The sequence below is a fragment of the Pristimantibacillus sp. PTI5 genome (assembly GCF_048572955.1).
Taxonomy (GTDB): Bacteria; Bacillota; Bacilli; order Paenibacillales; family Paenibacillaceae; genus Pristimantibacillus.
Genome location: NZ_CP183886.1, coordinates 6,267,118 through 6,280,311 on the forward strand (window position 1 = coordinate 6,267,118; position 13,194 = coordinate 6,280,311).

A 13,194-nucleotide genomic window follows, 5' to 3' on the forward strand; every position below is an offset into this window, starting at 1 on the left:
TAAAATTGGCATAAAAAAGTGTTAATTTTTGCATACTATCAAAAGGAGCATTCTGTTCGGAAAAGTGCTTACGAGGAAGGTTTGCTTCACAACCTAGGAGGGGGGAGAATGATGCACGATCTTAAGGACCGTCCATTAATTGTCCAATCGGATCTAATGGTGCTTCTTGATGAGCGGAAGCCTGATGCCGAGCAAGCAAGAGAGAAGCTCGTTCTCTTCATGGACGCCATTCGAAGAGCAGGCGCTATCCATACTTACCGAATGACGCCTTTAACGCTATGGAATGCCGCTGCATCCGGATTCACAGCGGAAGACATCGTGGGCTGGCTTACGGCATACAGCCGATACGAGCTGCCATTCCAGGCAGAGGCCATGATTAGAAAGCTGATTGGCAGATACGGCAAGCTATGGCTGTCGAATGATTCGGAAAGATTGATGATGAACGGCGATGATACGTTGCTCGAAGAGTTGTCAGGGCAGGCAAGTATAATGCAATACGTTACGATTCGTTTGAACAGCGGGTCTTGGGAGCTTGAAAACTACTGTCGGGGCCCGTTAAAGCAGGAGCTGACTCGGCTTGGATATCCCGTTATCGATTTGGCTGGCTACCATGCCGGAGAAGTGCTTGAGGTGGAGTTGAGAAAACGCACGCTTCGTGACCGTATGTTCGAATTAAGGGACTATCAGCAATCAGCGGTAGAGCTTTTTTATAAAGAAGGGACCGTACAAGGGGGGAGCGGCGTGATCGTATTGCCCTGCGGGGCTGGCAAAACGATTGTCGGCATTGCGGCTCTCGCCCGCTTGGGAAGAGCGACATTAATCCTCACGTCCAATTCCACTTCGGTAAAGCAATGGAAGGACGAGCTGCTGGACAAAACGACCTTGCAGGATTCGGAAGTGGGCCAATATTGCGGCGCGCTGAAGCAGGTCCGTCCGGTCACGATTGCGACCTATACTATTTTGACGCATCGAAAGTCGAAGGAAATGCCTTTTACGCATATGAAGCTTTTCACCGAACGGGATTGGGGTCTCATTATTTATGACGAGGTTCATTTGCTTCCGGCGCCGGTGTTCCGGATGACGGCAGACATACAAGCGACGAGGCGGCTTGGTTTAACCGCAACGCTGGTGCGTGAGGATGGCTGCGCGGAGGACGTGTATTCTTTGATAGGTCCTAAGCAATTTGATATGCAATGGAAATTAGCGGAAGCGAGCGCTCATATTGCGGCAGTGTCATGCACCGAAATCAGAGTTCCTCTACATAAAAACGTGTCAGCATCCTACGCGCAGGCGAGTGCAAGGTCCAAGTTTCGCTTGGCTGCCGAGAATCCCGGGAAAATTGCGATTGTGGAAAAGCTTCTGCAGGAGCATGCGGGGAAGCCGACTCTCATTATCGGGCAGTATTTGAATCAGTTGAACGAGCTGGCGGCAAGGCTGCAAGTTCCATTGCTTACTGGCGAAGTGCCTCAGCAAGAGCGGCAGAACCTGTATGAGCGTTTTAAAGCAGGGGATTTATCCGTGCTTATTGTATCGAAGGTAGCGAATTTTGCCGTAGATTTGCCCGATGCGGCAGTTGCGATTCAGATTTCCGGAAGCTTCGGCTCCAGGCAGGAAGAGGCGCAGCGCATCGGAAGATTGTTAAGGCCGAAAGCGGGAGCCAATCAAGCTTGGTTTTATACGATAGTGACGGATCAAACAAAGGAAACGGAATTCGCGATGAGAAGACAGCTGTTCATGCTTGAGCAAGGTTATCATTATGAGAGGATCAGCATTACTAGCGATGAGGATAGGCAAGAGGAGGCCGCGGCGCTATGAAAATGAAGCAGTTGATTTCCAAGCTTTCCGCGGAACGCATGGAAAGCTTTATGCAACACCCAATATGGCAAACCGCGAGCCTAAAAGGGATGTCCTGGGAGCAGGCAGCCATTAATCATGATTGTATCCAGGAAGCCGCTGCGCGGCTGACTGTACATGCAGCGGAGGTTTTAAAAGAATTCGTGCGTCAATATGCGGCTATCCCCGTAGAAGGTGAACGGCTCATACGGGAGCTGCGGAAGAGCACCTCCTTGTCCGGCGCGGAATGTCAGCTTGGCGTTGCCGAGCTTGCGGAGGCAGGTATCTTATTCTCCGTCAAAAAGGTATGGGGAGAAAGCTTGTTTTTTTTGCCATCGGAATGTTTCATTGGCTGGCAGAAGGTATTTTTCCCCTACAAACCCGAGCAGCTAACCACCCTAGAAAGGGAAAGACTAATGAGCGGGACCATGCGTTCCTATTGCCGTCCATTCAGCAGGCAGCTCTTAAGCGCATTCGCGGAGCTCGGGCGAAACGGATTAGGGCTGACGCTGAACGGTACGCTTCCCAAAAAATCGGTGGGCAAGCTGGTACAGGCGATTGATTTGGATGATCGCGCGCTCAAAGCATTCGATCTGAAATGGGCTCATGCCGATAATTATCCATTGCAAGCAGCATTTGTACTGGAAGCGGGTACTGCACTCGGACTGCTTACGGCAGAAAAGGGATCATTCAAGTGGAATGAAGCGCAGCTCCGGCAGTGGCTTATGCTTGAAAACGCAGAGCGGGAAAAACAATTAATGGATTGGTGTCTTGCACTGCTGCTGCCAGCAGGGATCGGAAGCGCTCATTTGGCTGCGTCCATGACGGGCTTGCAGGCTGGAGAATGGTATTCAGTAAACGGTATAGCAAGCTGGCTGGACGAATTACAAGCGGCTGCGGCTTCAAGCCTGGAAACATCCGGTCAAAGCGGAGCTATGAACATGCGCTGGCACGAGCTGTGGCAAAGCATGGGCTGGCTTGAGCTGGTCGACTGCGAGCATGCGAACGTAAAAGAGGTTTTCTACAGGTGGAAATTAACCGCGCCTTTAGTTGCTTGGAAGCAAGATCAAGCATCGGAACTTCAATCCTATATTACCGTTCAACCGAACGGAGAAATGGTCGTTGAGGCGGAATGTCCCTTCTGGATAAGGTGGGAGCTTGAACTGCTTGCAGAGAGGAAATCGGATGAGCAGGTCACCGTCTATCAGCTGGATGCGGCCTCCGTTTCCCGAGCTTTGGAGCAAGGCAGGACACGTTCGTCCATTCAGGGTTTTCTCGCACAGGCTTCCGGCGCTCCGGATTTGCCGGCTACAGTGGAGGCTTTGCTGGATGCATGGGCAAACCGCGCTTGCCGTACCTCGTTCGCCGAGGTGTCCTTGCTTCGCTGCGATCACGAAGAGATGGCTGCTATTTTGGAGAACGATGTTAATCTTGCTCCTTTATTGAAGCAGAAGCTTGGGCCCTTAGATTTCATAGTGGAGCAGGGACAAATCAGCGAAATCAGGCGCCTGCTGCAGAAAGCGGGCTATCCTGCGCGCAAAGCGGTTCAAACTGAAGCCTCGCGGGACGAGAACGTCGCTGCCTCTTACCCCTTGGTAAATACGGAGCGGGCGCATCAGAATGTAAACGGGCAGCCTTTAATAGAAGGTACATTATCTGAACCGTCATTTTATATTTATGAAGCCGTACCTCTTCATCATTTTGAGCTTACGAATCATGCCGGGAAGGAAAAACTCCAATCCTGGTTGCAGAGAGAGCAAGTACCATCGATGTGGATAAAGCAGCTTCGCACGTATCACCATTCAACCAGGAGAGAACTCATCGAGCAGGCGCTGAAATGGCAAACGCCCATCCAGCTGCGCATGGAGCAGGAGCTGCGTTCATTCGTTCCGGAGAAGCTCGAGCATCAAGAGGAAGGATGGGCCGTTGTTGGATTGCTTCAAGATGAGCGGCATCGGCAAATTACCCGGCTCACGCCGGATATGTGGGAAGAGATGCGCCTTATTATCCCGGGTCAAGAAAGCCCAATATAATCTCTATCTATTGGTAAAGCGAATATGATATGATAGTGTAGTAATTGTAGTAATTAGCAATTGAAATGAGGTGGGTGAATGCCAACAACTGAAGGTTTAACGGCTATTCAGTTAGAGCAACCGCAAGGCGGCGTTTCTTCTCTTGATATGGCGTCGCTGCTGCTCTGTGCCTATGAACTAGGAGATTGGATTAATCAATCGGCGGAAGTTGCCGATTATCTATATTGGAAGACGGCTGTAAACGAAGACGAAGAAGTCAAGCAAATGACGAAGCGTTTCGCCAAGGCTAAAGAATTGTTCGTCGAATGTGAGCGCTTCGGGCGCTTTCATCCGGATTATAATGAAGCGAAGGACAAAGTGAAGCAAATCGAGCGTGAGCTGAGTGAAATTGAAAGCGTCCGTCGTTTCAAAGTCGCTGAGCAGGCTGTAGACGAAATGCTGTATGATGTTTCGCGCACGATCGCGGAGTCGGTTTCGGACAATATCAAGGTGCCTGGCAACGAGAAAGCTGCCGGCGGCGGCAGCTGCGGAAGCGGCGGCTCTTGCAGCTGCGGAAGCGGCGGTTGCAGCTAACACGGTGCGCGGCACGGAATAATGGCGGGATTGCAGGGTAAACCTCAGCATAAGCATTCGTTGCAGGTTTACCGGGCAAACCTTTGGCCTATGCTTTTGAAGCAGGTTTGCTGGGCAAACCTTTAGGAGGGAAAAGATGCTACCGGAACGAACGGGTTATATCGTATGGGTAAGTGATTTGAAAGCAGCCAGGTCACTCGAAAGGTTCGGGACGGTTCATTATATGTCGCGTAAGATGCATTACGTCGTGATGTATATGAATGCGGAACGTTCTGAAGAGGCTGTGCGCCAGATGGGTAAGCTTTCTTACGTTCGCAAGATCGAACGTTCGTACCGCAATGAAATCAAAACCGAATACAGCAAAGACAGTGAAGATAAAACAAGATTTTACAGCCTGTAAGCAGGTTAAATGTTTTATGGCAGTGTACTTATCCGTTTCAATAATGAGTAATCGCATATATGCATGATGAAATGACGCTTCTCCGTGTCGATCAACGCTGAGAAGTGTCTTTTTTTACGATAAATTAGCCAATAACTTACAAAAATGGTCGTACTTTATTTTATTGTTGTAATCTCGGACAATCATGATAGAATGGAATTAAATTCATAGTATAAAAGCCCTGGGTCCTAGGAAGGAGTGAGATGCGCAGTGAAAGATAAAATGACAAGAAGATGGAGCACATATGAGTCGTTTTATATTGATCTAGGTGATAAAAAAGTTGCGGATATCGTCATCACAAACCATGCCAAAAGCCGTTGGCTGGACCGGATCGAAAGCGAGAAGACCGGATTTGTAGATATTGCCGAATTTCTATGGGAATGCTTGAAGCAGGGCCGCATCGAGCCGTATTACCGCAACGAGCAGGATGTTTATTTAATTGACGACGACCTGGTCTTTGTTGCCGAATTTGCGGAATCACTGACGGAAACGGATATTACCGGAGTTCCATTACATAAAATGATCATAGTGACCTTTCTTGGACGGATGTCAGAAACGATTGAGCTTAGGGATCTTAAGTCCTATTATTCCTGGCTGCGTCATTCCCGGCGAATGACTCTTGTAAAGAGCAGCAGAAAACGCAAATAAGGCATTATATAACTATATAAATAAAACCGGAGCGTGCAATCCAAATAAGATTGCATGCTTTTTTTGTTGCGGTTGTAAGAATCCGTACAAGGTTTGTAGTATAATAAGCACCAGAAGAAAGGATGATCGATTATGGCGCTTAATTTTCATCAGCTTCACATTTTTTGTACGGTTGCCGAACGCGGCAGTTTCTCGGCTGCAGCGCAATCTTTACATATGACTCAGCCTGCCGTAACGATGCAAGTGCAGTCGCTGGAAGATTATTTCGGCACAAAGCTGCTCCAGCGCTCAACGAAACGGATCGAGCTGACGGAAGCGGGGAGGGCATTGATGCCTTACGCTCAGCGCAGTATCGATTTGATCAGAGATACGGATCAGGCGATGTCTGCTTTCACGAAGCAGCTGAAGGGCCGATTGCAGCTCGGCTCCAGCTTGACGATAGGGGAGTATATTTTACCTAGGCTGCTCGGGCCGTTCGGCCAAGAGTACCCGCATATCTCGATTAGCATGAAGGTTATGAATACGTCCCAAATAATGGAAGATATTTTAAGCCATCAACTTAATTTCGGCTTGATCGAGGCTCCGGTTAACCATCCCGATATGCATATGGAAGCTGTCATGAGCGACGAGCTCAGGCTCATCGTGTCCAAATCGCATGCGTTAGCAGACCGCGAATCGGTCACTTTAGAAGAAGCCATGGCATTTCCTTTCGTTCTGCGGGAACAAGGCTCGGGAACCCGGCTTGTGATGGAAGAGCAGCTTAGAAATAAAAATATAGATCCCGCGTCAATGAAAATCGTCATGGAGCTGGGCAGCACAGGTGCCGTGAAATCAGCTGTCGAAGCAGGCTTAGGCATTTCCTTCGTCTCCTCCTCCTCCGTTAAGCATGAGGTTGCGCTTGATTTAATTCGAATGATCAAAGTATCAGACTCGAAGTTTAAGCGGCAGTTTTATTCGATCTATCTGAAATCGGCCATCTTGCCGATATCCGCCGTAACGTTCTTATCCTTTTTGAGAGAGAGGGATTTGCAGCAATGGCTCTAACGAACGGACTTGCTGATCTGCATACACACACGACTGCATCGGATGGATTGCATAGTCCTGCGGAGAACGTCAAACTGGCCAAAGAGGCCGGCCTTTCCGCGATTGCAATTACAGATCATGATACGGTCGCGGGAGTAGCTGAAGCCCTGTTAGAAGGCGAGAAATTAGGTATCGTTGTTGTACCGGGCGTTGAGGTGAGCACGGTTGCGGCTGGTACCGATATTCACATTCTAGGTTATTACACGAATAATACCGATGAAAAATGGCTCTCGAGGCTTGCAAGCCTGCGCGGCATGAGGGATCGACGCAATGAAATGATTGTCGCTAAGCTGAATGAACTGGGCATAGCGGTGACAATGGATGATGTGCTCGATGCCGCCCACGGGAACCGTGCGAATGAGTCGATGCAATCCGCTGCCGTCAGCATCGGGCGTCCTCATATCGCTGCGGCGCTTATCCGCAAGGGAGTCGTATCCAACATGAAGGAAGCGTTCGATCGTTATTTAGCTTCGGGTGCCGAGGCTTACGTCAATCCCCCGAGACTGAATCCGTTCGAGGCCATTGACTGGATACGAGAGGCCGGGGGGACAAGCGTTATTGCGCATCCCGGATTATACAACAACGATTCATTAGTGGAAGAGATCATACGTTATGGCGCCCAAGGCATCGAAGTATATCATTCCGATCACGGTCATGAGGAGGAACGCCGATATTCGGCGCTTGCAGCCAAGTATCAATTGATAGCGACCGGCGGTTCGGATTTTCATGGCGCGCGGCAGGGTGTTATTTTTCATGGCGCGGTAGGCAGTCGTACGGTAAGTATCGGCGTGCTGCAGCAGCTGCTGCCATCATGGAGGAGCAAGAGGAATGACCTCTAGGCTTTATACAGTCAAGGAAGCGTCCTTGCGGACAGGCGTGTCTACGCAGCTCATCCGCAAATGGGAGGACCGCTACGAAGCCGTTAAGCCGGAGAGGATGGCGAATGGCTACCGCGGTTATACGAAAGAGGATATCGACACGCTGCTCTGGTTGAAAGGACAGGTGGATGAAGGCGTTCCGATCGGGATGGCTGTTTTGGAATGGAAAAACGGTCTTGAAGATGCTTCAGCACGTGCTGGTCAAAAGCAGGAGGACTTGAAGCCGCCTTCCCCGGATTGGAGCATGCCGATCGAGTATCTGCTTCATTGCTTCATTCAACTGGATCTTGGCAGCGCGCAGCGATTTTATGAGCAGCTGCTTGCGATGCATCATTTGGAGCATCTTCTCTTAAATATTTTAGAGCCAGCGCTTGTAGAGCTGGGTGAGCGGCGGGAGCGGGGAGGAATCTCCGAATACCAGGAGCATTTCGGGAGCCATTTTATTCGTGATAAAGTGCTTGCGATTCGCGGCTTATTCCGGCCTAACGACGATAGTCCCTTGCTGGTTACGGCCAGCGGCCCGGGGGAGCGGCATGAGCTCGGCATCCAATTGATTGGTTTTTTTGCGCAGCAGGAGGGCTTTCGGGTAGTTTGCCTTGGGAGCTCTCCTTCCGAGAAGGGGATATTCGATTGTTTGGCTGAGGTGAAGCCTGCAGCATTTACGCTAAGTTTTGCCAATGAGGAGCGCTTGGGGACGGCTTCGGACTTCCTGCTTCGGTTGGACCGAATGATCCAAGACAGTCAGTTAACGGCTAAAGTGTTTATAGGCGGCAGCGCGGTTCGTAATGACGGGTTGCTTCCTGGGGCGAAGCATGTGTTTCTTGTATCGGGTGACGGCAAGCGCTGCATAGAAAAAATAAAAACACGGCTTCTTATTTCTTAAAAAAATAAGAGACCGTGTTTTTGTTTTTGTGCGGTGCAGCAGATCGGCAGCGGGACTATTTCGTCTCGCAGGGAAGCGACTTAATCCGCTGTTCGTCCGGTGTTATAAATAATGTTTTCTGGTTGTCATAGATAACAAAGCCCGGTTTCGCGCCGCTCGGCTTGCGAACATGGCGAATGGTCGTGTAATCAACCGGTATGGAGCTGGAGTCGCGTGCTTGGCTGTAAAAAGCGGAAAGCATAGCCGCCTCCTCAAGCGTGGCGTTGCCAAAGTCTCCGCCCCTGATGACGACATGCGAGCCTGGAATATCCTTTGTATGCAGCCATGTATCGGAAGGCGACGCAAGCCGATTCGTCAAATACTCGTTTTGTGTATTGTTCTTGCCGACATAGATCGTGGCCCCCTCGGAGGACGTGTAACAAAGCAAGGACGGCTTGAGCGTTTTTTTCTTTTTTGGTCCGCGCCTGCCGCGCTCTTTCATGTAGCCCTGCTCCACGAGCTCATCACGAATCTCCCCGATATCGCCAAGAGAAGCGTTATCGACCTGCTGCAGCAAGGATTCAAAATATTGAATTTCAGTACGTGCGATGCCCATCTGCTCAGCGACGATGGACAAGCTGTTTTTATGCTTGGTATAACGCCGGAAATAGCGCTGGGCATTGTCTGAAGGGGTCAGCTGCGGATCAAGCTCAATGGTGACCGAAGCTTGTTCTTCATCATAAAAATTGATTAGCTCGATGGAAGTATCCCCGCGCTTCATTTGATGCATGTAAGCGGTGAGGAGCTCGCCGAGTACTCTGTATTTCTCCGCATCCTTGGCTTCTACGAGCGTATCCTCAAGCTTTTTAATTTTTGTGACGTTTTTTGCTTTCTCATTTTGAACGAAGCGGATGAGATCCGCTGCTCGTTGTTTTACGGTATCGCGCTCGGCTTTGTTGCCATAGAAACCTTCGAGGCAAGCGCTGACATCCGTGAAAAATTCGGCTTCACCTTCGATATGCGTAAGCTCCGTGATCGAGAAAAAAGATTTTCCGGTGTCCGGATTTGTTTTGATCATAGGCGTGTACTGCTCATTCTTTACCTGTTGGATGAAGCTTGAGAAGCTGTTCCATACCTGTTCCAAGCTTTGCGGTAAGCCCTCTTTTAATGTTTCTGCGCCAGCCTGTGCCCGGTATACTAGCTCCTTTGCGAGTAACGGACTGAAACCGCTTAGCTTGTCCACAAGTCGCTTATGCAGAGGCGCTGTTTCATCGGTATCGCTTAGCGCATCCAAAAACGCTTGTTCCGTATCAATTGCCAGCGGATCAATTTTACCTTGCTCGGGAGGCGGGGTGTAGCTGCTGCCTGGCAATACGATCCGGTGGCTGCTGATGGCGGGCGTAACATGATGGATACCGTCAAGAATCATTCCGGTTGCCTTGTCCATCAAAATAATATTGCTGTGGCGGCCCATAATCTCGATAACGATTGTTTTGTTCGATAAGTCGCCGAGCTCATCCCGATGCTTGACTTCGATATGGATGATACGCTCGCACCCGATTTGCCGGATGGACTCAATGACGCCGCCCTCGCAATGCTTGCGGAGCAGCATGCAGAACATAGGAGCTTCCATCGGATTGACGTACGTGCCCGTGGTCCAATGTACGCGGGGATAGGTAGGGTTGGCAGACAAAAGCAGCTTGCCATTCATGCCGGCTCCTCGAATGCTGAAAATGAGTTCGTGTTCGGTAGGCTGGTGTATTTTATGTATACGCGCGCCGACGCAGCGCTGCAGGTCTTGCGTAATAGCATGGGTGACGATCCCGTCTAATGCCATGGTGTGTGTTCCTCGCTTCCTTGGTCAGTCTTTCTCTATCATGCCATAGTTGAGCCAAAAACTTAAGTCTTTTAAGGGATATTTTATGGGCTGTCCGAATACATTTACCCTAGAAGGCTGTCCGAAGGGCTGGCGTCGTGTCTGCTTGGCTCGGCATATTACGGAAAGGAGTTATACCATGGAACAATTGAAATGGCATCAAATGGGGGCAAATGAGCTGGTTGACGCATTAGTGAGCTCCCCGGATCAAGGGCTGACGACGTCGGAAGCGGCGCAGCGGCTGGAGAAGAACGGACATAACGAATTGACGGAGGGCAAGCGCGTCTCGCCGATCTTGTTGTTCCTCAATCAATTTAAAGATTTTATGGTGCTCGTGCTGATGGGAGCGACTTTAATTTCAGGCTTGCTGGGCGAATATTTGGACGCCATCACGATTGTGGCCATTATCGTAATTAACGCGGTACTCGGCTTCGTGCAGGAATTTCGGGCGGAACGCTCCTTGCGGGCGCTTAAAGAGCTCTCAGCGCCAACGGCCAAGGTTCTCAGAGGCGGGGAGCTTTTGACCGTTCCTGCCAAGGAACTGGTTGCAGGCGATCTGATTTACTTGGAAAGCGGAGATCGGATACCTGCGGACGTGCGGCTCCTCGAAGCAAACAGCTGCTATGTAGAGGAGTCCGCTTTGACGGGGGAATCGGTACCGGTCGGCAAGCATTCCGCAGCAATCGCGGAGGATGATCTGCCCCTTGGTGACCAGAGAAATATGGGGTTCATGGGCACGATGCTCACGAGAGGAACAGCAAAGGCAGTAGTCATCCGGACGGGCATGGACACGGAAATGGGCAAAATCGCCGGACTTATCCAACAGACGGAGTCGATGGAAACACCGCTGCAGCACCGCTTGGAGCAGCTTGGAAAAATTTTGATCGTTGTAGCCGTAGGTTTGACGGTGATGGTTGTCGTTGCGGGGATTTTGCACGGCCAGCCGGCATACGGCATGTTCCTTGCGGGAGTCAGCCTGGCAGTAGCCGCTATTCCGGAGGGGCTGCCGGCGATCGTAACGATCGCTCTCGCGCTTGGCGTACAGCGAATGATTAAACGGAAGGCAATCGTCCGCAAGCTTCCGTCCGTTGAGACGCTCGGCTGCGCATCGGTGATTTGCTCGGACAAAACGGGCACGCTGACGCAAAATAAAATGACGGTTACCCATGTATGGATAGGCGGCAGGCAGCTTGAGGTAAGCGGAGAAGGCTATGATCCGACAGGTGCCATTTATGAAGCTGGCAATGCGCTTGATATCAAACACGATCAATCGATCAAGCGGCTTCTTCAGGTAAGCGCTCTGTGTAATAACGCTCAAATCGTAAAGGTGGAATCAGCCGAAACAGGCAAACGAAAAAGCAAGGAAGTGCAAGAGGAATGGGTGCTTAAGGGAGATCCGACGGAAGGGGCATTGGCAGTGCTTGCTGCCAAGCTTGGTTCTTCAGCCAAATCGCTTGAGCCGTTATATAAACGCGAGAAAGAGTTTCCGTTTGATTCGGAGCGTAAGCGGATGTCGGTTGTGGTGGCTCATCAAGGGGGCCGTCTCATTTGTACAAAAGGAGCGCCTGATTTACTGATGGACCACTGCTCTTATGTGCTGTGGGAAGGAAAGGTCGTGCCCTTTACTTCCACGCTCAAACGGAAATGCGCCGAGGCAGGCGAGCTGATGGCGCAGTCCGCGCTTCGCGTGCTCGGTCTTGCTTATCGCGATTTGCGAGCCAGTGATGCTTGCGAGACGGAAGCGGATGCCGAATGCCAGCTTGTGTTTGTAGGCTTAACGGGAATGATTGATCCGCCGCGCCGCGAGGTGAAGGAAGCGATCGCGACCTGCAGACGCGCGGGGATCAAGACGGTGATGATTACCGGGGATCATCAATTAACCGCGGAAGCCATTGCGGGCCAGCTGGGCATTATGCCGCGCGGCGGTATTGCCATGAGCGGCAGGCAGCTTGAGGCGATGGACGATGAACAGCTTGACCGCCTCGTGGATAATATTTATGTGTATGCAAGGGTATCCCCAGAGCATAAATTACGGATCGTCAAAGCGCTTCAGCGCCAAGGGCATGTCGTTGCGATGACAGGCGACGGGGTGAACGACGCACCGGCGATCAAAGCGGCGGATATCGGTATCGCGATGGGGATCACCGGGACGGATGTATCGAAGGAAGCCTCGGCGCTTGTGCTGAGCGACGACAACTTCTCGACGATCGTAGCCGCAATCGAAGAAGGACGGGGCATTTACGAGAATATCCGTAAATTCATCCGTTATCTATTAGCATCCAACGTTGGGGAAATACTAGTCATGTTCCTTGCGATGATGGCAGGGCTGCCGCTTCCGCTGGTGCCGATTCAAATTCTATGGGTTAACCTTGTCACGGACGGCCTGCCGGCAATGGCGCTTGGCGTAGATCAGGCCGAGAAGGATTTAATGCAGCAAAAGCCTCGCTCCGCGAAAGAAAGCATTTTCTCTCGCAGGCTCGGCTGGAAAATTATTAGCCGAGGTATTTTGATCGGCGTATGCACGCTCGGGGCTTTCTGGATCACTTTGCATGATGCGCCCGGCAGCGCCGGACAGCTTATGAAGGCGCAGACCGTTGCCTTTGCTACCTTGGTCATGGCACAGCTTATTCACGTGTTCGACTGCAGGAGCTCTCGCTCGATTTTCCACCGCAATCCGTTTCAAAATAAATATTTGGTGCTTGCCGTGCTTTCGTCGCTGCTGCTCATGATCGGCGTGCTTTATATTGAAGCCTTGCAGCCGATATTCAAAACCGTACCGCTTAACTTCCGCGAATGGTGTCTTGTGTTTGTAGCCGCGGGAATTCCGACTTTTTTAATGGGTATTGGGAGCGTGCTGGGCACTTCGAAGAAAAACAAGACCAAAACAAAATGGCCGATCGGCCCGCAAACCGCGGCTAGATAACAGGAAAATACAAATGATTGAACAAATTATGAATAGCCTTTCTCCT

10 protein-coding genes are annotated in these 13,194 nt (G+C 50.8%); 9 read left to right on the plus strand and 1 reads right to left on the minus strand.

Features of this window, described 5'->3' with window-relative positions; translation table 11 throughout:
- Positions 1 to 111: 111 nt before the first annotated feature.
- The 8 genes from ACN6MW_RS27630 (at position 112) to ACN6MW_RS27665 (ending at position 8,370) form a co-directional block, all read left to right on the plus strand.
- On the plus strand, positions 112 to 1,815 hold the full coding sequence (locus ACN6MW_RS27630) for a DNA repair helicase XPB (protein WP_419876464.1): 1,704 nt from the start codon (positions 112 to 114) through the stop codon (positions 1,813 to 1,815).
- On the plus strand, positions 1,812 to 3,866 hold the full coding sequence (locus ACN6MW_RS27635; RefSeq protein ID WP_419873007.1) for a helicase-associated domain-containing protein: 2,055 nt from the start codon (positions 1,812 to 1,814) through the stop codon (positions 3,864 to 3,866). Before ACN6MW_RS27630 ends, ACN6MW_RS27635 begins: the two co-directional genes overlap by 4 nt.
- A gap of 78 nt (positions 3,867 to 3,944) precedes the next feature.
- Positions 3,945 to 4,439, plus strand: a complete 495-nt coding sequence (locus ACN6MW_RS27640; protein ID WP_419873008.1) for a YlbF family regulator — start codon at positions 3,945 to 3,947, stop codon at positions 4,437 to 4,439.
- A gap of 136 nt (positions 4,440 to 4,575) precedes the next feature.
- Entirely contained in the window at positions 4,576 to 4,839 is a 264-nt protein-coding gene (locus ACN6MW_RS27645; protein WP_138751699.1) for a YlbG family protein, read from the plus strand.
- A gap of 249 nt (positions 4,840 to 5,088) precedes the next feature.
- The gene (locus ACN6MW_RS27650) at positions 5,089 to 5,526 is read left to right on the plus strand and encodes a hypothetical protein (protein WP_419873009.1); all 438 of its coding nucleotides are present in this window, start codon (positions 5,089 to 5,091) and stop codon (positions 5,524 to 5,526) included.
- Between the two features lie 132 nt (positions 5,527 to 5,658).
- Positions 5,659 to 6,570 (plus strand): selenium metabolism-associated LysR family transcriptional regulator, encoded by a 912-nt coding sequence (locus ACN6MW_RS27655; RefSeq protein WP_419873010.1) that lies wholly within the window; start codon positions 5,659 to 5,661, stop codon positions 6,568 to 6,570.
- Positions 6,561 to 7,448: a PHP domain-containing protein gene (locus tag ACN6MW_RS27660; RefSeq protein WP_419873011.1), complete on the plus strand. Its 888-nt coding sequence runs from the start codon at positions 6,561 to 6,563 to the stop codon at positions 7,446 to 7,448. The genes ACN6MW_RS27655 and ACN6MW_RS27660 overlap by 10 nt, the downstream gene beginning before the upstream one ends.
- Complete coding sequence (locus ACN6MW_RS27665) at positions 7,438 to 8,370, plus strand: MerR family transcriptional regulator (protein WP_419873012.1); 933 nt, start codon at positions 7,438 to 7,440, stop codon at positions 8,368 to 8,370. The genes ACN6MW_RS27660 and ACN6MW_RS27665 overlap by 11 nt, the downstream gene beginning before the upstream one ends.
- Before the next feature lie 55 nt (positions 8,371 to 8,425).
- On the opposite strand, the gene ACN6MW_RS27670 is transcribed toward ACN6MW_RS27665, so the two are convergent.
- Positions 8,426 to 10,186: an Rqc2 family fibronectin-binding protein gene (locus ACN6MW_RS27670; protein WP_419873013.1), complete on the minus strand. Its 1,761-nt coding sequence runs from the start codon at positions 10,184 to 10,186 to the stop codon at positions 8,426 to 8,428.
- 178 nt (positions 10,187 to 10,364) lie between these two features.
- On the opposite strand from ACN6MW_RS27670, the gene ACN6MW_RS27675 reads away from it, so the two are divergent.
- A complete protein-coding gene (locus ACN6MW_RS27675) occupies positions 10,365 to 13,148 on the plus strand; it encodes a calcium-translocating P-type ATPase, SERCA-type (RefSeq protein WP_419873014.1) in 2,784 nt (927 codons plus the stop codon).
- Positions 13,149 to 13,194: the final 46 nt, after the last annotated feature.